This is a genomic window from Streptomyces sp. CS113 (assembly GCF_002188365.1).
GTDB lineage: Bacteria > Actinomycetota > Actinomycetes > Streptomycetales > Streptomycetaceae > Streptomyces > Streptomyces tendae.
Genome location: NZ_KZ195574.1, coordinates 3,880,043 through 3,901,280, shown reverse-complemented (window position 1 = coordinate 3,901,280; position 21,238 = coordinate 3,880,043). Strand labels below are relative to the sequence as shown.

15 protein-coding genes and 1 pseudogene are annotated in these 21,238 nt (G+C 71.8%); 6 read left to right on the top strand and 10 right to left on the bottom strand.

The features are described 5' to 3' along the window. The first annotated feature begins 90 nt into the window (after nucleotides 1–90). Nucleotides 91–2,616, top strand: a complete 2,526-nt coding sequence (locus B9W62_RS17125; protein ID WP_087807976.1) for an ATP-dependent Clp protease ATP-binding subunit — start codon at nucleotides 91–93, stop codon at nucleotides 2,614–2,616. Nucleotides 2,617–2,692: 76 nt separating this feature from the next. Here B9W62_RS17125 and B9W62_RS17120 read toward each other — a convergent pair whose 3' ends face one another. The 4 genes from B9W62_RS17120 to B9W62_RS17105 form a co-directional block, all read right to left on the bottom strand. Then, nucleotides 2,693–5,644, bottom strand: coding sequence for an NACHT domain-containing protein (locus B9W62_RS17120; RefSeq protein ID WP_087807975.1), 2,952 nt, complete (start codon nucleotides 5,642–5,644; stop codon nucleotides 2,693–2,695). 57 nt (nucleotides 5,645–5,701) lie between these two features. Next, the gene (locus tag B9W62_RS17115; RefSeq protein ID WP_087807974.1) at nucleotides 5,702–6,373 is read right to left on the bottom strand and encodes an HAD family acid phosphatase; all 672 of its coding nucleotides are present in this window, start codon (nucleotides 6,371–6,373) and stop codon (nucleotides 5,702–5,704) included. A gap of 131 nt (nucleotides 6,374–6,504) precedes the next feature. Further along, entirely contained in the window at nucleotides 6,505–9,090 is a 2,586-nt protein-coding gene (locus B9W62_RS17110) for an NACHT domain-containing protein (RefSeq protein WP_087807973.1), read from the bottom strand. Between the two features lie 9 nt (nucleotides 9,091–9,099). Beyond that, complete coding sequence (locus B9W62_RS17105; RefSeq protein ID WP_087807972.1) at nucleotides 9,100–11,685, bottom strand: NACHT domain-containing protein; 2,586 nt, start codon at nucleotides 11,683–11,685, stop codon at nucleotides 9,100–9,102. Between the two features lie 398 nt (nucleotides 11,686–12,083). On the opposite strand from B9W62_RS17105, the gene B9W62_RS17100 reads away from it, so the two are divergent. Next, nucleotides 12,084–12,770, top strand: coding sequence for a M23 family metallopeptidase (locus tag B9W62_RS17100; RefSeq protein ID WP_087807971.1), 687 nt, complete (start codon nucleotides 12,084–12,086; stop codon nucleotides 12,768–12,770). Here the strand turns inward: B9W62_RS17100 and B9W62_RS17095 are convergent. Next, nucleotides 12,767–13,378, bottom strand: a complete 612-nt coding sequence (locus B9W62_RS17095; RefSeq protein ID WP_179235525.1) for a TetR/AcrR family transcriptional regulator — start codon at nucleotides 13,376–13,378, stop codon at nucleotides 12,767–12,769. The two genes, B9W62_RS17100 and B9W62_RS17095, sit on opposite strands and share 4 nt — an antisense overlap. 171 nt (nucleotides 13,379–13,549) lie before the next feature. On the opposite strand from B9W62_RS17095, the gene B9W62_RS17090 reads away from it, so the two are divergent. Next, nucleotides 13,550–15,145 (top strand): MDR family MFS transporter, encoded by a 1,596-nt coding sequence (locus tag B9W62_RS17090; protein WP_087807969.1) that lies wholly within the window; start codon nucleotides 13,550–13,552, stop codon nucleotides 15,143–15,145. 71 nt (nucleotides 15,146–15,216) lie between these two features. Here B9W62_RS17090 and B9W62_RS17085 read toward each other — a convergent pair. Next, nucleotides 15,217–15,570, bottom strand: a pseudogene (locus B9W62_RS17085) (ATP-binding protein); the annotation flags it as partial. 158 nt (nucleotides 15,571–15,728) lie between these two features. Between B9W62_RS17085 and B9W62_RS17080 the strand changes: the two are divergent. Together B9W62_RS17080 and B9W62_RS17075 are read left to right on the top strand one after the other, a co-directional pair. Continuing rightward, nucleotides 15,729–16,565, top strand: coding sequence for a helix-turn-helix domain-containing protein (locus B9W62_RS17080; protein ID WP_087807968.1), 837 nt, complete (start codon nucleotides 15,729–15,731; stop codon nucleotides 16,563–16,565). Next, the gene (locus tag B9W62_RS17075; RefSeq protein WP_087807967.1) at nucleotides 16,534–16,803 is read left to right on the top strand and encodes a DUF397 domain-containing protein; all 270 of its coding nucleotides are present in this window, start codon (nucleotides 16,534–16,536) and stop codon (nucleotides 16,801–16,803) included. Before B9W62_RS17080 ends, B9W62_RS17075 begins: the two co-directional genes overlap by 32 nt. Nucleotides 16,804–16,815: 12 nt before the next feature. On the opposite strand, the gene B9W62_RS17070 is transcribed toward B9W62_RS17075, so the two are convergent. Then, nucleotides 16,816–17,268, bottom strand: coding sequence for a hypothetical protein (locus B9W62_RS17070; RefSeq protein ID WP_087807966.1), 453 nt, complete (start codon nucleotides 17,266–17,268; stop codon nucleotides 16,816–16,818). Nucleotides 17,269–17,274: 6 nt separating this feature from the next. Continuing rightward, nucleotides 17,275–17,718, bottom strand: coding sequence for a GNAT family N-acetyltransferase (locus tag B9W62_RS17065; protein WP_087807965.1), 444 nt, complete (start codon nucleotides 17,716–17,718; stop codon nucleotides 17,275–17,277). A 273-nt stretch (nucleotides 17,719–17,991) separates the two neighbouring features. Here B9W62_RS17065 and B9W62_RS17060 point away from each other — a divergent pair, with 273 nt between their 5' ends. After that, on the top strand, nucleotides 17,992–18,825 hold the full coding sequence (locus B9W62_RS17060) for an aminoglycoside phosphotransferase/kinase family protein (protein ID WP_087807964.1): 834 nt from the start codon (nucleotides 17,992–17,994) through the stop codon (nucleotides 18,823–18,825). 20 nt (nucleotides 18,826–18,845) lie between these two features. Here B9W62_RS17060 and cseC read toward each other — a convergent pair whose 3' ends face one another. Together cseC and cseB are read right to left on the bottom strand one after the other, a co-directional pair. Further along, entirely contained in the window at nucleotides 18,846–20,402 is a 1,557-nt protein-coding gene (gene cseC / locus B9W62_RS17055; protein ID WP_087807963.1) for a two-component system sensor histidine kinase CseC, read from the bottom strand. A 16-nt stretch (nucleotides 20,403–20,418) separates the two neighbouring features. After that, nucleotides 20,419–21,123, bottom strand: a complete 705-nt coding sequence (cseB, locus tag B9W62_RS17050; protein ID WP_087807962.1) for a two-component system response regulator CseB — start codon at nucleotides 21,121–21,123, stop codon at nucleotides 20,419–20,421. Nucleotides 21,124–21,238 lie beyond the last annotated feature (115 nt).

Genomic DNA, 21,238 nt, shown 5'->3' with positions numbered 1-21,238 from the left:
TGAGCGGTCCCCGCTTGCGGGACTAAGCTGCGGAAGGACAGGGAGGGGAAGTTCCCCCCACTGCCTGACCGCTCTGAGGAGCGATTAACGATGTTCGAGAGGTTCACCGACCGCGCGCGGCGGGTTGTCGTCCTGGCTCAGGAAGAAGCCCGGATGCTCAACCACAACTACATCGGCACCGAGCACATCCTCCTGGGCCTGATCCACGAGGGTGAGGGTGTCGCCGCCAAGGCCCTTGAGAGCCTCGGGATTTCGCTCGAGGCGGTCCGCCAGCAGGTGGAGGAGATCATCGGCCAGGGCCAGCAGGCCCCGTCCGGCCACATCCCCTTCACCCCCCGTGCCAAGAAGGTTCTGGAGCTGTCGCTCCGCGAGGCCCTCCAGCTGGGCCACAACTACATCGGCACGGAGCACATCCTGCTCGGCCTGATCCGTGAGGGCGAGGGCGTCGCCGCCCAGGTCCTGGTCAAGCTGGGCGCAGATCTGAACCGGGTGCGGCAGCAGGTCATCCAGCTGCTCTCCGGCTACCAGGGCAAGGAGACCGCCACCGCCGGCGGTCCTGCGGAGGGGACCCCCTCCACGTCCCTGGTCCTCGACCAGTTCGGCCGGAACCTCACCCAGGCCGCTCGCGAGTCCAAGCTCGACCCGGTCATCGGGCGCGAGAAGGAGATCGAGCGGGTCATGCAGGTGCTGTCCCGCCGTACGAAGAACAACCCGGTGCTCATCGGTGAGCCCGGCGTCGGCAAGACCGCCGTCGTCGAGGGCCTCGCGCAGGCCATCGTCAAGGGCGAGGTGCCCGAGACCCTCAAGGACAAGCACCTCTACACCCTGGACCTGGGCGCCCTGGTCGCCGGCTCCCGCTACCGCGGTGACTTCGAGGAGCGCCTGAAGAAGGTGCTCAAGGAGATCCGCACCCGCGGCGACATCATCCTGTTCATCGACGAGCTGCACACGCTGGTCGGTGCGGGTGCCGCCGAGGGCGCCATCGACGCCGCGAGCATCCTCAAGCCGATGCTGGCCCGCGGTGAGCTGCAGACCATCGGTGCGACCACGCTGGACGAGTACCGCAAGCACCTGGAGAAGGACGCGGCCCTCGAGCGCCGCTTCCAGCCCATCCAGGTCGCGGAGCCGTCGCTGCCGCACACGATCGAGATCCTCAAGGGTCTGCGCGACCGCTACGAGGCGCACCACCGCGTCTCCATCACGGACGAGGCCCTGGTCCAGGCGGCCACCCTCGCCGACCGCTACATCTCGGACCGCTTCCTGCCGGACAAGGCGATCGACCTGATCGACGAGGCCGGTTCCCGGATGCGCATCCGCCGGATGACCGCGCCGCCGGACCTGCGCGAGTTCGACGAGAAGATCGCCGGCGTCCGCCGCGACAAGGAGTCCGCGATCGACTCGCAGGACTTCGAGAAGGCTGCCTCCCTGCGCGACAAGGAGAAGCAGCTCCTGGCCGCCAAGGCCAAGCGGGAGAAGGAGTGGAAGGCCGGCGACATGGACGTCGTCGCCGAGGTCGACGGCGAGCTGATCGCCGAGGTCCTCGCCACGGCGACGGGCATCCCGGTCTTCAAGCTCACGGAGGAGGAGTCGTCCCGCCTGCTGCGCATGGAGGACGAGCTCCACAAGCGGGTCATCGGCCAGGTCGACGCCGTCAAGGCGCTGTCCAAGGCGATCCGCCGTACCCGTGCCGGTCTGAAGGACCCGAAGCGTCCCGGTGGCTCGTTCATCTTCGCCGGTCCGTCCGGTGTCGGTAAGACCGAGCTGTCCAAGGCCCTGGCGGAGTTCCTCTTCGGTGACGAGGACGCGCTGATCTCCCTCGACATGTCGGAGTTCAGCGAGAAGCACACGGTCTCGCGCCTCTTCGGTTCGCCCCCCGGTTACGTGGGCTACGAGGAGGGCGGCCAGCTGACGGAGAAGGTCCGCCGCAAGCCGTTCTCGGTCGTCCTCTTCGACGAGGTCGAGAAGGCCCACCCGGACATCTTCAACTCGCTGCTCCAGATTCTGGAGGACGGTCGCCTGACCGACTCCCAGGGCCGGGTCGTGGACTTCAAGAACACGGTCATCATCATGACGACCAACCTCGGCACCCGGGACATCTCCAAGGGCTTCAACCTCGGCTTCGCCGCCGCGGGTGACACGAAGTCCAACTACGAGCGCATGAAGAACAAGGTCCAGGACGAGCTGAAGCAGCACTTCCGGCCCGAGTTCCTCAACCGTGTCGACGACGTGGTCGTCTTCCCGCAGCTCAGCCAGGACGACATCCTGCGGATCGTCGACCTGATGATCCAGAAGGTGGACGAGCGCCTCAAGGACCGGGACATGGGCATCGAGCTCTCCCAGTCCGCCAAGGAGCTGCTGTCCAAGAAGGGCTACGACCCGGTGCTGGGCGCGCGTCCGCTGCGCCGCACGATCCAGCGCGAGGTCGAGGACACGCTGTCGGAGAAGATCCTCTTCGGCGAGCTGCGTCCCGGTCACATCGTGGTCGTGGACACCGAGGGCGAGGGCGACGCCAAGACCTTCACCTTCCGGGGTGAGGAGAAGTCGGCCCTCCCCGACGTCCCGCCGATCGAGCAGGCGGCCGGCGGCGCGGGTCCGAACCTGAGCAAGGAGGCGTAGCCCTCCGGGGGTGAGCCTTGAAAGGGGTCGGCCCGGGACTTCGGTCCCGGGCCGGCCCCTTTCCGTCGTCGCGGCCTCAGATCAGCTCGATCTCGGCGTGCGGGAAGAGGGCGGCGACTCCGGTGGCGTCGACGGGGCGGGACTCGAGGATCTGGACGCTGCGTACGCCGGGGAACACGGGCAGCGCGTCCTGCTCGTGGTCGAGGAACGCCGAGTGGAGTTGCAGCGAGGCCAGCCGGGGCAACCGGGAGATTTCCGCCCAGTCGGAAGCGGTGGCCCGTTGGTTGGAAAGGCCGAGGTGTTCGAGTGTGCCCCAGTGGGACAGGCCTCGAAGCCCGGTGAACGTGGTGGCCTCCCGGCCGAGGTAGAGGTGGCGCAGGGGCGCGCCCGTCGGGAGGGAGTCGGTCAGGCGGTCGCCCGGCAGCTGCTGCCGGATGACCAGCTTCCGGAGTGAGTCCAGTTCGGCCAGCCCTTCGAGATCGGTGCTGCCGTAGACCGTGAGGCTTTCGAGCCGCAGCGCGGAGAGCCGCCCCAAGCCTCGTGCCGACGGGCACTCGCGCAGGGTGAGGCGCCGCAGGGAGCCGAAGCCCAGCAGAGGGGCCAGGTCGGTCAGTTCCGGGTTGTAGGCCACGAGGAGTTCCCGGAGCATGCCCGGCTCCGGCACGCACGCCAGGATGTCGGCCATCGCGTGCGGGCCGTCGAACCGGAGCTGGTCCCACGGCCGCATCACGGCGACCGCGCTCCGCTGGGCCGGATTCTGGCAGGTCAGGAACAGCCCCGATCGGTCCAGGTGATCCAGTACTTCCACGGCGTAGCGCCGCGTCTCGAACCTCTCCCATGTGCCCACCAACTGCCTGCGCACCGTGAGTGAGGGATGCTCCCGGAACCGGTGCAGTACCGCCAGGGCTCCGCTCGGTTCGCTCTCCGCCAGCAGGGAGGCCGTGACGGTCACCCTGTGCGCCTGCTCGTCCGTGAGCCCCTGGGGGCCCGGCAGCAGTTCGAGCACCAGGGCCCCCGCCTGTGCCAGTGCCCTCGCGTGCTCCAGTGATCTCGGCGGGATCAGCGTTCCCGCCCGCGCCTCCACCTCGGCCCGTACCGCCGGGTCCAGGGCCGTCGCGTGCTCCAGGCAGGCCAGGGCCAGCAGGGTCAGCCGCGGGGTGTTCTCCGCCAGCAGCCTCCGCAGGAGGACCGCTCGCTCGCCGGGACGGGCGTGGGCCACCGCCATGCGGATGACGTCCTCCCACTGGGTGTCGCCCGCGCGCCCCGCGATCACGTCGAGATGGCCCTCCTCGACCGCGTACCGCGCGCCCAGGTAGTCCTGGAAGGTGCGGTGCACGAAGTCCAGGGTGCCCTCGCCGGGCCGCCGGAGCAGCCCGCTGCGCAGGACCAGCGCCCGCAGCACCGTCGCCGCGTCGCCCTGCCCCGCCGCCGAGGCCACCGACGGCAGCGCGCGCTCCACGATGCCCTCGGCGGTCTCCACCGCCATCTCCGTGCGCCCGCTCAGCACCAGCGCGTACGCCAGCCGCTGGAGCAGCTCCAGTTGCGCCTCCTCGCTCAGCTCCACCGCCTCCATGCCCCGCTCCCGGTCCCGGCGGGCCAGCAGCATCGTCAGGGCGGCGTCGTACAACTCCTTGCGGCCGGTGGGGAGGTAGCCGCGGCGCTCCCGGTGCAGGGCGCAGAGGAGGCCGCACATCAGGGGGTTGGTGGCGAGCCGGGCCAGATCCCGCTTGGTGCGCAGGGAGTCCAGCAGCCGGACCTCGAACTCGGGTGCCTCGGCGGCCGCGTGCCAGCGCCGTACGAAGGTCGCGACATCGGGCTCCCGCATCGGGACGAGAGACCGCTCCCGGAAGCCCTCCGCGGCCAGCCAGTCACCGCGTACGGCGGTGGGGCGGGAGGTGAGCAGCCAGTGGTTGCCGGGGAAGGCGCGGATCAGGGCGAGGAGCCAGTCGCGGGTGCGGTGCCGTTCCGCGGCGGGGATCTCGTCCAGGCCGTCGACGAGGACCAGGCCCCGGCCGGCGCCCAGCACCCGCTCGGCCCAGCCCTCCGGCGGGGTGAGCGGGCAGCCCACGGCGGTGAGGAAGGCCGCGGGGGAGGGCAGCGCGCCCGCCCGGGTCAGTGTGCGCAGCGGCAGGACGTACGGGACCCGGTCCCCGTCCCGTGCCGCGGTCACCGCCAGCCACTGCACCAGCGTCGTCTTGCCGGAGCCCGCGTCGCCGCGCAGCAGGACGCGGTCGTGGGTGGTCAGCGCTGCCTCGGCGGGGAGGCGGACGGTGCGTTCCGGTTCGGCGTCCTCCCCGGGGAGCGCGGTGTGCTCCTCCCCGGCGGTCGCCTCCAGGCTCAGGTAGGCGACCTCCAACGGCCACCGGTCCGGCGAGTCGCGCAGGTCGATGCCGTAGATGGTGATGCGGTTGTGCCGGTCCGCGACGTACGGCAGGTACCGGCGTTCGAACGCCGTGTCCCGGGCGTTCGGCCTGGGGACGCGGGCGATCAGCTCGTCGACCTTCGCGATCAGCTCGGCCTGGCCCCGGGTCTGGGCGACCAGCGTGCGCGCGACGAACGTGGACCGCCGGGTGAAGAACTCCAGGACGTGCAGGCAGGCCCACTCGGTCGCCGAGTCGAGGAAGTAGCGGGCGTCGGTGGAGAGCCCGTCTGCGGAACCGGCCGCCTGCCGCCGCAGCCGGGCGGCCAGCTCACCGTGGCCCAGGCGCACCGCCTGCACGTCGTCCATGTCCAGGTCGCCCAGGGCGAGGAGCCGCGCCGCCAGGGCGTCGGCGACGGCCTCGGTCTCGTCGCGGGGGAAGGGCGGCTCGCCCGGGGAGTCCAGGGCCGCCGCCACCAGCTTCCCGGCGAGCAGCCGTACCTCCCTCTCGCCCAGCGTGCGCCGCTCGCCCCGGAAGGACACCAGGCGGTCCAGCCGGACCGGCCGGTCGACCAGTCCGGCGCCGGGGCCGCCCGTCACGAACAGCTTCTTCACCAGCGGGGCGATGAGGCTGGACGCCAACTTCCCCCCGAGTACCGCCGGTTCCACGCGCCACCCCCGTGATCGATCGACCACGGGAGCCTATCGGGCGTCAGCCGGCCCGCGTCAGGACAGCTGGCCGTCGTAGTCCGGGAGCTTGAACGTCTTCTCGGCGTGGCCGCCCGACAGGTCGGTGGCGCTGTTGCCGATGTTCGCGATGATCGTGTAGCCCTTGGCCTCGATCTCGGCGCGCTGTTCGGTCTTGTACTCGGCGACGTCCTTGAACAGGTCGAGGAAGCCGCGGACGTGCAGCCCGGAGGACTCGTACCCGGCGTGGGCCAGGTTCCACTCGGTGGGCGCCTCGATGATGCCGGGGCGGGCGGTCACGAAGAACAGGGCGACGCCGTGCTCCTGCGCGTACTCGGCGGCCTCTAGGACCGGCCGGTTGGCGGGCTGCGGGTAGCTGAAGCCGAAGTCGGTCTCCAGGGAGGTGTTGTCGATGTCGAGGACGATCGCCTGCTTCTCGCCGGGCGCGGTGTCGGCGATCCGCTCCTTCAGGTACGGCAGCGCCGCGTCCATCACGGCCCGGCAGTCCCGCTGCCAGGTGTCGTAGTCGACGTCGGCGGCCGCGGAGCCGGCGGCCGCGGCGACCGTGGCCGTCGCGGGCGGCGCCTCGGCCGGGGCGGCGACGGACGGGGTGACCGTCGCGGTGAGCGCCGCCGCGGTGACGGCGGCCGTGCCCGCGGCACGCCACCAGAGACGACGGGTCTGTCCGGTCTGTCCGGTCTGGTCGGTCATGGGGGGTGGGGTCCTCTCATGCCTGCGCGGATGCCTGACGGCACAAAGTTGTCGCGTGCATGCTCGCCCCATCAAGTGGCCGGACGGCAACGATTGGGTTACTGAGGAGTAGTCCGCCGTCCGGCCTGCGGTTATGCCGTGATCTCCACCCCGTCCGGCACGTTCCGCACCCGCGGCAGCCGGGGATTGACCCGCAGCACCCGCAGCCGGGGGAGGCCGGACAGCCATGAGACGTCCGTGTCGGGCAGCTCCGCGTTCAGCCACAGGTGGGTCAGCTGGTCGGGCAGCAGTCCCGCCAGCAGCTCCTCGGCCCGCATCACCCCGGCCACCTGGATGCGCGGACGCCCGCCGAGTTCCCGCAGGGCCGCCAGCTCGGCGGTGTCGGCGACCGGGAAGTAGAGGCCGTCCGGGTCCAGGTGGGCGATGATCTCCTGGGCGTACCGCTCGGTGTCGAAGTGCCGCCAGCCCCGGGCCAGTTCGGTGCGCACCGGCAGCGCGGCACGGGTGCGCAGCCGGACCAGGTAGTCGATGGCCGCGTCGTCCTGGACGCGGGTCGCGGTGTAGGCGAGCAGCAGGGCCTGCCGGTCGTCGGGGACCTGGCCCGGGTCGGGCAGCAGCTCCAGGACGATGGGGCCGACCCAGCCGAGACCCCGGGCGGCCAGTTCCGTCGTCGGGCGCACCAGGTTCTTCGTCCGGTCGTGGACGAGGCGCTGGACGGCCGGATCGAGTTCGGTGACGTGGTCCAGGCAGGCCGCGGCCATCAGCCGCCGGTGGTTGATCTGCGGGCGGCGCAGTCCGGGGGCGGGCGCCAGCAGCCGTTCCAGGAACTGGGCGCACTCCTCGGGGCGGGCGTGGGCGGCGGCCATGCGGATGACCTCCTCCCACTCGGACTGGTGGGCGTGGTCCACCAGCCCGGGGAAGCGGCCGCGGGCCACGATCTCCTTGGCGGCCAGGTAGTCCTGGAAGGTGCGGTGGACGAAGTCGACCGACTCGCCCGACCGTTCGCGCAGCAGGCCCGTGCGGTGCAGCAGATGCCGGAAGATCTTCGCGCCGTCCCCCTGCGCGCGGGCGGCGGGCATCGCGGGCAGCGCGGCGTCCAGGATGCCGACCGCCCGTTCGCGGGTCAGCTCGGAGGCGTCCTCCTCCAGCATGGCGTGGGCCAGCTTCTGCAACAGCCGTTCCCTGGTGCTCTGCTGGAGCCGCACGTCGTCGGCGTAGAGCACGTCCCGTTCCGGGTCGCGGCGCTGGAGCAGCATCTCCAGGGCGGCGTCGTACAGCTCCTTGCGGCCGCTGGGCAGGGAACCGGCGCGGTCCCGGTTGAGGGCGCAGATCAGCCCGCACATCAGGGGGTTGGTGGCGAGCTGGCGCAGCTCGCGGTAGATCCGTACGGAGTGCAGCAGCCGCTGTTCGTACTCGTCCAGGGTGCTGCGCTCCCGTTCCCGCTCGCGCGGCCCGGGGGAGCGGGACTGCCCGTCGAGGCGGGCCGCCGAGTGCCAGTCCCGGATGAACCGCGTGACCTGGTCGCGCGACATGGGCGCCAGCGACAGCTCGACGAAGTCCTCCTCGGCCAGCCCGCCCCCCGACAGCCAGCCGTCCGACACCGCGGAGGGCCGGGAGGTGACCAGGCAGCCGTTGCCGGAGAAGACGCGCAGCAGCCGGCGGAGCCGGTCGCGCAGCTCGCCGCGGGTCTTCTCCGGCGCCTCGTCGATGCCGTCGACCAGCAGCAGCGCCCGGCCCGCGAGCAGGGTGCGCACCACCCACCCCTCCGGAGCCCGGTCGGCGAGCGGGTGCCGCACCGCGTGCAGGAAGTCGTCGGGGGCGGGGAAGCCCTCGCGGGCGAAACGCCGCACCGGGAGGACGAAGGGCACCCGGGAGCCCTCCCGGGCGGCGGCCACGGCCAGCCACTGCACCAGGGTCGTCTTGCCCGAGCCGGCGCCGCCGCGCAGCAGGACCCGTTCGTGGTCGACCAGGGCGCGGTCCGCGAGCAGCACCGTGCGCTGCTCGTCCTCGGCGCCGCCCACCCCGCCGCTGCGCTCCTCCGCCTCCAGGCTCAGATAGGTCTCCTCCAGCGGCCAACGGTCCGGCGCGTTGGGGAAGTCCACACCGACGATGGTCAGCCAGCCGTGCCGCCGGGCGACCCAGTCGGCGTACTCCGCCTCGAACGCCACGTCCTCCTCCGACCGTTCGGTGTGCCGGGCCGCCGCCTCGGCGTCGCCCAGGTCGACCAGCTGGGCGATCCGGCTGGCCCGTCCGGGCAGTTGCCGCTGGAGGTACGCGGAGCGCCGCACCAGATGGTGCAGGACGTGCAGGCACACCGAGACCAGCAGCGCGTCGTGGAACCAGGCCGCGTCCGGCGACAGTTCCCGGTCGGCGCCCTGCACCGCGCCCCGCAGCCGCCGCGCGTAGTCCTGCGGGCCCAGCCGTACGGCGTCGGCGTCGGTGACGTCGACCTCGGCGATGGCGAGCAGGGTGCGGGCCAGGACGTCGACGACCGGGGCCAGTTCGGCGGTGGGCGCGGCGTGCCGCTCGGCGGCGAGGTGCACCAGGTCGGCGGCGGTGCGGTGGACGTCGTCCGGCGTGGCGGTGGCCCTGGCGCCCCGCCAGGTGACGAGGCCGGGGACCGGCTCGGAGAACACCGGTGGCCGTGCGGGGTCGCGGAAGAGCCGGTGGACGAGGGGGGCGGCGAGACGGGAGGGCGTGCGGACGACGGCATCCATGAAGGCGGGCTACCCCTGGGAGTCGTAGGACGGGGAGTGGAGCGGGAACCGGAGCCGGACTCCGACCGGGACCTGCCGCGCCCAGCCCTCGTCCGGCTCGGCGAAAACCGAGACGGCCTCCAGTCGGGGAAACGCCGACAGCCAGTTCAGTCCCTCGACCGGATGCGGAGCCTCGAGGGCGAGCAGGGTGAGACGCTCCGGCACGATGAACTCCGTGAGGTCCTCCACGCGGTAGGCGCCCCGCACGACGATGTGTTCCCACCCGCCGAGCGCGCGCAGGGTGCGGAGGTCGTCGTTCGTGTACACGTCGACGGCCCGCTGCCGCGGCAGGTGGGCGAGGATCTCCCGCGCGTACTGTTCCCGGTCGAAGCGCCGCCAGGCCGCGGCCAGGATCGTCTGCACGTCCTTGGCCGGATGGTCCCGGTACTTCGTCAGGAACTGCAACGCCGCTTCGCTCCCCACCTCGACGGCCGCACTGACCACGGTGGCACCGACGGCGTGGCTGACCTCCTCCGGTCCGGGCAGGAGCGTGAGCATCAGGTCACCCGTCGCCTGCGCGATCTCCCGGGCGTCGTCGAAGCCGGCCGGCGGGATGTGCGTCGCCAGCCCCTCCTCCACCCGCACCCGCACCTCCGGCGCCACCTCCGCCGCGTACCGCAGCCCGGCCGCCGCCAGCAGCGTCCCGCGCGGGGTGCCCAGCTCCGTGAGCCGACGCAGCATGTGCTCGGCCTCCTTGGGCCGGGCGTGGGCGAGGGCGAGCAGGATCACGTCCTCCCACTGGTCCGCGTCGGCGTGGTTGACCAGCAGGTCGAAGTCCATCTCCTGCACGGCCAGCCGGGCCCCCAGGTAGTCCTGGAAGGTGCGGTGCAGGAAGTCGACCCGGTCCTCGGCGGGCTCACGCAGCAGCCCGGAGCGCAGCAGCAGCGCGCGGTAGACCTCCTCCCCGCCGGCGCCGTCCAGGTTCAGCGCGGGCAGGGCCCGGTCCACGATGCCGCGCGCCTCGTCGCGGTCCATCTCGTGCCGGCTGTTGCGGATCAGCCACCACGCCAGCTTTTGCAGCAGCTGCACCTGCGTGGCGTAGGCGAGGCGCACCCCGTCGGAGCCGAGTAGCTCCCGCTCCCGGTCCCGGCGTTCCAGGAGCATGGTCAGCGCGGCCTCGTACAGCGATCTGCGGTCCTGCGGGAGGAATCCGCGCCGGTCGCGGTGGAGGGCGCACAGCATGCCGCACATGAGCGGGTTGGTGGCCAGCTCGTTCAGCTCCGAGGTGCTCCGCACGGAGGCCAGCAGGGACTCGCCGACGGACCCGTCCACCTCGGCCGCCCGGTGCCAGCGCCGTACGAAGGTGGCGACGCCGTCGCGGCCCATCGGGGCGAGGACGAGTTCGCTGAAGCCCTCGGCGGCCAGCCATTCCTCCGGTACGGCCGAGGGGCGCGAGGTGACCAGCCACAGGTTCCCCGGGAAGGCCCGCACCAGCTCGCGCAGCCAGCGTCGGGCGGCGGCCCGGCGGTCCCCGGCGATCTCGTCGATGCCGTCCACCAGCAGCACCCCGCGCCGGGCGCGCAGGACGCGCTCGGCCCAGCCGGGCGGCTGCTCGCCCGCGACGGGGGCGCCGACCGCCCGGAGGAAGTCCCCGGGCAGCGGCAGCTCGGCCCCCGGCCGCACGATCCGGCGCATCGGCAGCACGAACGGCACCCGCCCGATCAGGTGGGGCATCCCGTGGTCGTAGACGCGGCTGGAGGCGGTGACCGCCAGCCACTGCACGAGGGTGGTCTTGCCGGAACCGGCGACGCCGCGCAGGAACACCTGGTCGTGACCGGCGAGCACCTGCTCGGCGGCCAGGACCGGGTACTCCGGGCTCCGGCGCCCGTCCCGTGCCGCCTGCGGCCGGGTCGCCTCCAGGCTCAGGTACGCCGTGTCCAGAGGCCACTCGCGGGTCCCGGCGTCCAGGCCGTAGATGGTGAGGGTGCCGTACCGGGCGGCGACGTGGTCCGCGTAGCGCTCCTCGAACCCGGCGTCCTCGGCCGACTGGGACGGCAGCCGCTCCAGCAGGACGTCCGCGGCCTGCACCAGCCGGGACAGCTGCCGCGTCTGGACGGTCTGCTGGCGGGCGACGTAGGTGGAGCGCTGGGTGAGGAAGTTCAGGATGTGCAGCGAGGCGGTGTGCAGCAGCCGCTCGTACAGCAGCGTGCCGCCCTCGCCGAGCCCGTACGGGGCCAGGGGCACACCGGCGCCCAGCTCGCGGGCGAAGCGCTCGGGGCCGAGCCCGACGGCCTCGTAGTCCTCGACGGTGATCTCGCCGAGCCGGGCGAGGGTGCGGGCCAGGGCGTCCTTGACGGCCGCCGCCTCCGCGCCGGCCACGGGCTCCTCACCGGGTCCGGCCGAGGCCAGCGCCCTGCGGACCAGCTCTTCGGCGATCTTGTCGACGTCCTTGGGCGTGACGTTCCGCTTCTCGCCCCGGAAGGACACCAGGGCCGATATCCGCACCGGCCGGTCCACCAGACCCGCTCCCGGCCCGTCCCGGACGAAGAGCCGGCGGACGAGCGGCGCGACCGCGCTGGACGCGACACGGGCCCCGAGTGCTGTGACGTCGACCATGCTCCGAGCCTAGGTGAACGCCCTTGTCCGGGGGGCGGGTTAACCGGGACGGGAGTAGCCCCGGTCACATTCACCGGCCCTTCGGCCACGGCCGCCGGTGATGTGCCGCACAGGCCGATTGCCGTGTACTACGGGGAATAGTGGCCCCCGCAAGAACTACGAAAACGGACATAACGGAGCGATCGGGGGAGGGGCTTCCGGGGCTCTGAGCTGGTTTTGTCCAGAATGGCCGCTCTGGTGTGAGTAAGGAAGTTTCACTCTGAAGTACTAAATAGGGTCGTAGGTCACACCTTTGTGCGGTTCGGGGTCGCCGGGTTACCAAGGTTGAGCCCGCCCGGTGAGCGCCTGGTGCGTCCCGCCGGTGGGCATTCCTCTGCACCCGTCCCCATGAGGTTCGAATGTTTCCGCGTGTCACGTCCCGTTCTTCCCGTACGACCATCCGCACCCGCGCCGCGGTGATGGCCGCCGGCCTCGGAGCCTCGGTCGCACTGGGAGCCGGGGTCGCGGCCGCCACCGGCACCACGGCGGCCGCCAGCACCAACGCCGCCGCGAGCGCCGTAGAGGCCCAGGCCGCGGCGCAGGCCAAGGCGGCGAAGGCCGAGAAGGCCGCCGCGAGCGCCAAGAAGAGCACCACCGCCAAGCAGACTGCCACCAAGAAGAAGGCCGTCTCCTGGGTGGACCCGGTCAAGAAGTACGAGCTGAGCGCCAGCTTCGCCCAGAACGGCGGCATGTGGGCGCACAAGCACAGCGGCCAGGACTTCGCCGTGCCGATCGGCACCAACGTCGTCGCCGCCCACGGCGGCACCGTGGTCAAGGCCGGCGGCAACGGCGCCGGTGACGGCCCCGCCTACGGCAACGCGATCGTCATCAAGCACGGCAACGGCACGTACTCCCAGTACGCGCACCTGTCCAAGATCAACGTGAAGATCGGCCAGATCGTGAAGACGGGCCAGTCGATCGCCAAGTCCGGCAACACCGGTAACTCCAGCGGTCCGCACCTGCACTTCGAGATCCGTACGACCCCGAACTACGGCTCGGCCGTCGACCCGGTCGCCTTCCTGCGCGCCAAGGGCGTGACGGTCTAAGGACCGGGCTGTGCGCCCGCCGCTCCCCGGTGGGCCTGGGTCACCAGATCGATGGCGACCTCGAGAACGGCAGCACGCTGTTCCTCGGGGTCGCCTTCGAGGTCCCGGAGCACGAACATCCCGGCGTGCAGCGTGAACAGCGCGGTGACGCAGCGGACCTGGTCGACCATGTCCGCCTCGGGGTCCATGAGGATGTCGCGCAGGCCGAACATCCGCGTCTTGAACAGCTCGCCGATGCGCAGGTCCCGCACCGTCGCCTGGTTCTCCTGCATGAAGCGGAACAGCGGCGCGGCACCGGCCAGTGCCTGGCTGTAACCGCGGATGATCTCCTGCTTCGTCTCCAGGGTGTGCGGCTGCTCCCGCCCCCAGGCGATCAGGTCCTCCAGCGGCCGGGAGAGGTCCTCGAAGATGCTGACGAGGATCTCTTCCTTCGTCTTGAAGTGGTAGTAGAGCGCGGCCTTGGTGACGTCCAGGCGCTCGGCGATCTCGCGCAGCGAGGTCTTCTCGTACCCCTGCTCCGCGAAGAGCTCGAGCGCCACGTCCTGGATGCGCTGGCGGGTGTCCCCGCGGCGTCGCTGCTGCTTGGTGCCGTTCATTGTGCCGCCCATCCTCCTACGCACCTCCTGCCCCGCGCACTTTCCGAAAAACTTACTTGACGCCCGGCTAGTTACGCGCCTACCTTTCCCAGTGTAGACAGCTTGCCGGGCGGCAAGTAAGCAGCAGGACGCAGCGGTAAGACGCGGCGGCAGGGCACAGCAGCAGCTGGGGGAGTAGGAGAGATGGCCGAGAAAACGGAGGCGGCGGCCGGGGCCGACGCCGGAAAGCAGCCGAGGAGCGTGCGGGTCGTCCTGCTCGCCCTCATGATCGCGATGATGCTCGCGATGCTCGACAACATGATTATCGGCACCGCGATGCCGACGATCGTGGGCGAGCTGGGCGGTCTGGAGCACCTCTCCTGGGTCGTCACCGCCTACACCCTGGCCACCGCGGCCTCCACCCCGCTGTGGGGCAAGCTCGGCGACATGTACGGCCGCAAGGGCGTCTTCATGTCCTCGATCGTGATCTTCCTGATCGGCTCGGCGCTCAGCGGCATGGCCCAGGACATGGGCCAGCTCATCGGCTTCCGCGCGGTCCAGGGCCTGGGCGCCGGCGGTCTGATGGTCGGCGTCATGGCGATCATCGGCGACCTGATACCGCCCAGGGAGCGCGGCAAGTACCAGGGCATGATGGCCGCCGTCATGGCGCTCGCGATGATCGGCGGACCGCTGGTCGGCGGCACCATCACCGACCACTGGGGCTGGCGCTGGTCCTTCTACATCAACATCCCGCTCGGCGTGGTCGCGCTCGTCGCCATCAGCGCCGTGCTGCACCTGCCGAAGAAGCGCAGCAAGGCCCGGATCGACTACCTGGGCGCCGCGCTGCTGACCATCGGCATCACCGCCATCGTGCTCGTCACCACCTGGGGCGGCACCGAGTACGCCTGGACCTCCGCGCGGATCATGGAGCTGATCGGCATCGGCGTCGCCGCGCTGGTCGGGTTCGTGTTCTGGCAGACCAGGGCCGCCGAGCCGATCATGCCGCTGCACATCTTCCGCAGCCGCAACTTCACGCTGATGTCCGTCATCGGCTTCATCGTCGGCTTCGTGATGTTCGGCGCCACCCTCTTCCTGCCGCTGTACCAGCAGTCGGTGCAGGGCGCGTCCGCCACCAACTCCGGGCTGCTGCTCCTGCCCATGCTGGGCGCGATGCTCGTCACCTCGATGGTCGCCGGGCGGGTCACCACCAGCACCGGCCGCTACAAGATCTTCCCGGTGGCGGGCGGCGCGCTGATGACGGTCGGCCTGTACCTGCTGTCGACCATGGACACCGACACCACCCGCTTCACCTCCGGCCTCTACATGGCCGTCGTCGGTCTCGGCATGGGCTGCCTGATGCAGATCACCATGCTGGTGGCGCAGAACAGCGTGGAGATGAAGGACATGGGCGTCGCGTCCTCCTCCACCACCCTCTTCCGCACCCTCGGCTCCTCCTTCGGCGTCGCGATCATGGGCGCCCTGTTCAACCACCGCGTCCAGGACGTCATGGCCGAGCGGGCCGCGGGCTCGGGAGCCAAGGCGACGGAGCAGTCGGCGACGCTCACCGCGGACGCGCTGGAGGCGCTCCCGGCCGCGATCCGCGACGCCTACCAGCACGCGGTGTCCTCCGGCACCCACGGCGCGTTCCTGCTCGGCTCCGCGGTGGCCGTCCTCGCACTGGTCGCGGCGGTCTTCGTCAAGGAGGTCCCGCTCAAGGGCGCGGGTCCGAAGGCCGCCGACGCCCCGGCCGACGGCGACGACCCGGCCGCGGCGCAGGCACCGGTGGCCGAGAAGGTCTGACCCCGCGGCGGCCCGCCTGCCCCCTCACCAGGTCCCCGGACGGCTTCGGCCGCCCGGGGACCTGCCTCGTCCGCCGCGCCGACGCACTCGAACCACACCGTCTTGCCCCGCCCGTCCGGGTACGGCGTGACGCCCCACCGGTCGGTCACCGCGGCGACGATCACCAGCCCGCGCCCGCCCTCGCCCAGCGCGTCGGCAGCCGCCGGTACCGGCAGGTCGGGGCAGCCGTCGGCGACCTCCACCCGCACCCCGCCCGGCTGAAGCAGGAAGCACACGCGGCAACGACGGCCGGGCACGTGCCGTACGACGTTGGCGACCAGCTCCGTGAGCGCCAGCTCGGCCGCGTCGGTCACGTCGGACAGGCCCGAGCGGACGAGGTACAGCCGCAGCATGCGGCGCAGATGGCGGGCCGAGTGCGCGCCCATGGCGAAGTCGGCGCGGTACTGGCTCTCAACGTCCGCCGCCTGCGGACCGGTTGCGTGATTCACGCCACAACCCTGCGACGCGGTGCGTACGCTCGACTACGCAGAGAAACGAACGCCGTGAGGTGTTGCCGTCCGTAGTCCCGGAGTGAGGTGCCGCAGTGGCCAACATCCAGTCCCTCGACCCGACCGCGTCCCCGCTCGACTACTACGGCTGGGAGCTGCGCCGCCAGCGCGAGGCCCACGGCCTCAAACAGGGCCAGCTCGGCGACATCATCTTCTGCACGGGGTCACTGGTCGGCCAGATCGAGACCACGAAGAAGGTCCCGACGCGGGACTTCTCCGAACGGGTGGACGCCGCGCTGGGCACGGACGGCTTGTTCTCGCGGCTGATCGGCCTGGTGCTGCGCAGCCAACTCCCCACGTGGTTCCAGCCGTACGCGGAGATGGAGGCGAAGGCGGCGTACATCTCGACGTACCAGGCGCAGTTGGTCTACGGGCTGTTGCAGACGGAGGAGTACGCGCGGGCGGTACTCGGTGTCGAGGGCGGCAACGTGGACGAGATGGTCGCCGCCCGGCTGGAGCGCCAGCGCATTCTCCAGCGCGACCAGCCGCCCGCACTGTGGGTCATCCTTGACGAGGCGGCCCTGCTGCGAGAGATCGGCGGACTGGACGTCATGCGCGGCCAACTCGCCCACCTGTTGGGCTTCGCGGACGCCCCCTGGGTCCAGATCCAGGTCCTGCCCCTTGCCGTGGGCCAACACGCGGGCATGATGGGTACGTTCAATCTCCTGAGGTTCGACGCCGAACCCGATCTCTTCTACATGGACGGCTATGACCGTGGGCACATGACCGCCAGTCCGGACGTGATCAAGGAACGTTCATTCGGCTACGCTCGACTGCAAGCCTCAGCCCTCTCTCCCGAGGACTCGGCGAGACTGATCACCCGCGTGATGGAGGAACGCTATGCGGTCCCGCACAGCACTGAGCAACGTTGAGTGGCGCAAGTCCAGTTACAGCGGGAGCAACGGCGGCGACTGCGTCGAGTGCACCGTCAGCCAGGGCGCCACTTGGCGGACCTCCTCGTACAGCGGAAACACCGGCGGCGATTGCGTCGAAGTCGCCGACAACTGCCCCACCGGCGTCGTCCCCGTCCGGGACAGCAAGAACCCGTCCGGTCCGGTCGTCACCGTGGGGGCCGGGGCCTGGCAGTCCTTCGTCGACGGGCTGCGGTAGGCGCACCGCCCGCTACTGCTCACCCCGTGCCGCCTGCCGGGCCAGGAACTCCTCGAAAGCGGCCTTCTGCTTCGGGTCCATGAAGCCCTGGCGGACATTGCGGGCGCTCTCCTCCAGCCAGTGCGCCTCCGCGGGGTCGAGCAGTTCCGCGACCACCACGCCGTCGCGGGCCACCGCCGTACGGCCGCTGACGCGACGCCGGAAGAGCGTGAACGGGCCGAACTCCTCGGGGTGAGCCAGTTCAGGCTCCTCTCCCCGGTCGCCCGCCGCGTAGGCGGTGGGCGCCCAGTGCTCCCAGAGCGCCAGCGTCGCCGCGGGCACCAGCACCCCGTGCAGCAGGGGCCGCCCTCCCTCCCACGCGAACGTGACCGTGACCGGCTCACCGACCGTCTCGGCCATCCCCAGCACCCGCTCCACCTCGTCGTTGGCCGGGTAACTGACCTCTGCCTCGATGCGTATGCCCATGGCGCCTCAGGCTACGGGCGCCCGCACCATGAACACGTCCACCGGGTCCTCGCTTGCCACGGCGAATCCGTGCCGTTCGTAGAGTCGCCGGGCGGGACTGCCCCGCAGCACGTTCAGCCGGACCAGGAGGCCCTCGCGGTCGCACCGCTCCAGCAGCTCGCGCAGTACGGCCGTTCCGATGCCGCCGCCCTGCACCCGCGGGGCCAGATAGAAGTGCTCCAGCCAGTGGGCGTCCTCGGCCGGCCGCAGCGCCACGCACCCGGCGAACGCGCCACCCACCTCGATCACCCGGGTGTGCGCCGGGGCGAACCAGTCCCGCAGCCGCTGCCGCACCCGCCGCGCGTCGTACCGCCCGAGCCGCTCCAGGTCCGCCCGCAGCACCAGGGCGCGCAACTCGGCCACCGCTTCGACGTCCGCCGCCGAGGCCGGTCGCACTCCCCAGTCCGCCATGATCGTCAGACTAGTGCGCTCACCCTTGGGCGAGCAGCCGCTCCACCAGCAGCCGGGCGCCGACCAGGATCATCGCCGCGCCCGAGCAGCGGGACACCGCCGTGGCGACGGCCGGGCGTGCGGCCCCAGGACCCGCCCCGCGAGGGCGGCCTCGACATGGACCAGGACTTCGCCTGCTGACCCCCTCCGGGCGGCGCGCCCCCGCCCGAAAACCACTCGACCGGGACGGCCACCGCCAGGATCATCGGCTCCGAACCCACGAAAGGGGACGGTGTGGAGCCGACGGAACTTCACCGCGCGGTGGAGACCGCCCGGACGACCGCTTCGGAGCTGGGCCTCGAGGTCGACGAGGTGCGAGTCGTCCACAACTCGGACCGCGTCGCACTGCGCCTGCTCCCCTGCGACGTCCTGGCCCGGGTCGCGTTCTCGCGGCACCTGGCCGAGGCCGCGTTCGAAGTGGAGGTCGCCCGACGGCTCACCGACGTCGACGCCCCGGTGGCCGAGCTGGACCCCCGGGTCGACGCCCGGGTCCATGAGCGGGGCGCCTTCGCCCTCTCGCTCTGGACCTACTACGAACCGGTGGGAGAGGACATCACGCCGGCCGACTACGCGGACGTGTTCCTGCGGCACCATGCCGCGCTGCGCCGGATCGACGTGGACGCACCGCACTTCACCGACCGGGTGGCCGTGGCACTGGCAGCGGTGGACGACCGGGAGCGGTCGCCCGAGCTGTCCGACTCCGACCGGCGGTTCCTCCACGACACACTCGGTGGCCTGAGCGCCGAGACCAGCGCCGACCGGGCACGCGACCAGCTGCTGCACGGCGAGCCGCACCCCGGAAACCTCCTGAACACGCGCAGGGGCCCGCTCTTCGTCGACCTCGCCACGTGCTGCCGCGGGCCGGTCGAGTTCGATCTCGCCCATGCGCCGGAAGAAGTGGCGGACCACTACCCGGGCGCCGATCCCGCACTGGTCCACCGGTGCCGCGCGCTGAACTGGGCGCTGTTCTCCGCCTGGCGCTGGCGCCGGGACGACCAGATGCCCGACCGGGACCACTGGAGGGCGGAGGGACTCGACCGGGTCCGTGCCGCACTCGCCCGGATCTGACCTGGCCGCCCAGCCGGGTGTCACCGCTTCCGGGACGCCCCCTGGGCGGCTTCCCGGGACGTGTTCCCGGAAGACGACGTGCCGCCGCCCGACCGGTCCGGCAGCATCGGATAGCTCCCCGTGTTGGTCGGCGCGTGCTCCGGGAGCCACAGCACGGCGACCGCGCCCTCGGCCGGTATGTGGTCGGGGGCGCCGGCCGGGCGCACGTTGCGGAAGGTGAGCCGGGCACCCAGGACCCGGGCCTGGCCCGCGGCGATGGTCAGGCCGAGCCCGTGCCCGCGGCCGGCCCGGTCCGTGCTGCCGGTGCGGAACCGGCTCGGGCCGTCGGCCAGCAGGTCCTCGGGGAAGCCGGGGCCGTGGTCGCGAACCCGGATCACCCGGCCCTCGACACTGACCTCGACGGGCGAGCGGCCGTGCCGGGCGGCGTTGGCGAGCAGGTTGAACAGCACGCGCTCCAGCCGGCGCGGGTCGGTGGTGACCTCCGACTCGTGGATCACCCGCACCTCGACGGCCGGGTCCTTGGCCGTCACCCGCCGGGTCACGAAGTCGCCCAGCATGATGTCCTGCAACTCGGCCCGCTCCGAGGCCCCGTCGAGCCGCGCCACCTCCAGGACGTCCTCGACCAGCGTGCGCATCGCCTTCGCCCGGTCGAGGACCAGCTCGGTCGGCCGGCCCGGCGGCAGCAGCTCGGCGGCCGTGAGCAGTCCGGTCACCGGCGTGCGCAGCTCGTGCGCGATGTCCGCGGTGACCCGGCGCTCGGCTTCGATGCGCTGCTGCAAGGCGTCCGCCATCGCGTCCACCGCGCGCGCCACGTCGTCCGTCTCGTCCCGCACGACACCGCCGATGGCCTCCCGCACCCGGACCTCGGCCTCGCCGTTGGCCACCTGGTTCGCGGCGGCCGCGGCCTTGCGCAGCCGACGCGACAACTGACCGCCGATGAGCACGCCCAGCGCGCTGCCACCGAGGACGACCGCGATGGAACCGATGACCAGGGCCTGGTCCAGGTCGCTGAGGATGTCCGCGCTGCGGTCGGTGAAACCGGAGTGCAGGGACATCACGTGCCCGTCCTTGAGCGGCACCGCCGCCCAGATGTCCGTCACCCCGTCCGGCCGCTCGGCGACGTACGTGGCCCGGCGTCCCGCCTCGACCTTGCGGCGCAGCTCGGGCGGCAGGTCGGGGTCGTCGATCTGGGCGTTCGGGAAGTTCTGCCGCCCGGACAGCTCGTAGTTGCGCTGGGCGATCAGAACGCGGTCGTCGGCGAGGTCGCGTGCGTTGTCCAGCATCGACACCCGGGCGGCGTTGTGCACGACCAGGCTCAGCGCGATCGCCACCAGCGCGCCGACCAGCGCGATGGCCGCGCTCAGCTTCCAGCGCAGCCCGGTGCGGATGCCGCGGGCACGCAGCCCGCGCACACCGGTGCCGCGCGCCCGCCCGCCCGGTCCCGTGCGCTCACCGGGCCCGGTGTGCTCGCCGGGCCCCGCGTGCCCGCCGGGCCCCGCGTGCCCGCCGGGCCCCGTGCGGTCGTACGGGTGCCCCGGCGGCGAGACGCTCCGGCGTGGTCGGAAGAACCCCCGCATATCCCTGTATCCCCGCTCAGGCCTTCAACTTGTAGCCGAAACCGCGGACCGTCTCGATCCGGTCCTGGCCGATCTTGGTGCGCAGCCGCTGCACATGCACGTCGACGACCCGGGTGTCCCCGCCCCAGCCGTAGTCCCACACCCGCTCCAGCAGCTTGTCGCGGGAGAGCACGGTGCCCGGAGCGGAGGAGAACTCCAGCAGCAGCCGCATCTCGGTCGGCGTGAGCCCCACCGGCTGCCCGGCCCGGTGCACCTCCATGCCGTCCGTGTCCACCTCCAGGTCGCCGAAGGTGAGCACGCCCCCGGTGTCCGCGGCCCCGGACGCCTCGGCCCGGTCGCCACCCCCGGCGTGCCCGAAGCGGCGCAGCACCGCCCGGATCCGGGCGACCAGCACCGCCCCGTCGAACGGCTTGGTCACGTAGTCGTCGGCGCCCGCCTCCAGGCCGAGCACCACGTCGATGGAGTCCGCCCGCGCCGACAGCATGATCACCGGCACCGTGGACTCGTCCCGGATCCGGCGGCACAGGCTGACGCCGTCCAGACCGGGGAGCATGACGTCGAGCAGGGCGATGTCGGGACGGTCGGCCCGGAAGGACTCCAGGCCCGAGAGCCCGTCGGGCATCGCGGTGACCGCGAAGCCGTCCCGCTCCAGGGCGAGCTGGGTGGCCTCGCGGATGACGTCGTCGTCCTCGACGAACAGGACGTGGGTCTGATCTGCCATCCCGGTGCTCTCAGTCCTCATGGTGTGGTCGGTCGGACGGGTCGGACGGGTCGGTCGAAGGGATCGGTCGCCGAATCGCCTACGGCGCCTTCACCCGGTCATCGGTACGAGCGGC

Coding starts and splice junctions, on each gene's coding strand:
- B9W62_RS17125 (WP_087807976.1), top strand. CDS start 91: ATGTTCGAGAGGTTCACCGACCGCGCGCGGCGGGTTGTCGTCCTGGCT.
- B9W62_RS17115 (WP_087807974.1), bottom strand. CDS start 6,373: ATGACCGACCAGACCGGACAGACCGGACAGACCCGTCGTCTCTGGTGG.
- B9W62_RS17110 (WP_087807973.1), bottom strand. CDS start 9,090: ATGGATGCCGTCGTCCGCACGCCCTCCCGTCTCGCCGCCCCCCTCGTC.
- B9W62_RS17105 (WP_087807972.1), bottom strand. CDS start 11,685: ATGGTCGACGTCACAGCACTCGGGGCCCGTGTCGCGTCCAGCGCGGTC.
- B9W62_RS17100 (WP_087807971.1), top strand. CDS start 12,084: ATGTTTCCGCGTGTCACGTCCCGTTCTTCCCGTACGACCATCCGCACC.
- B9W62_RS17095 (WP_179235525.1), bottom strand. CDS start 13,378: ATGGGCGGCACAATGAACGGCACCAAGCAGCAGCGACGCCGCGGGGAC.
- B9W62_RS17090 (WP_087807969.1), top strand. CDS start 13,550: ATGGCCGAGAAAACGGAGGCGGCGGCCGGGGCCGACGCCGGAAAGCAG.
- B9W62_RS17075 (WP_087807967.1), top strand. CDS start 16,534: ATGCGGTCCCGCACAGCACTGAGCAACGTTGAGTGGCGCAAGTCCAGT.
- B9W62_RS17070 (WP_087807966.1), bottom strand. CDS start 17,268: ATGGGCATACGCATCGAGGCAGAGGTCAGTTACCCGGCCAACGACGAG.
- B9W62_RS17065 (WP_087807965.1), bottom strand. CDS start 17,718: ATGGCGGACTGGGGAGTGCGACCGGCCTCGGCGGCGGACGTCGAAGCG.
- cseC (WP_087807963.1), bottom strand. CDS start 20,402: ATGCGGGGGTTCTTCCGACCACGCCGGAGCGTCTCGCCGCCGGGGCAC.
- cseB (WP_087807962.1), bottom strand. CDS start 21,123: ATGGCAGATCAGACCCACGTCCTGTTCGTCGAGGACGACGACGTCATC.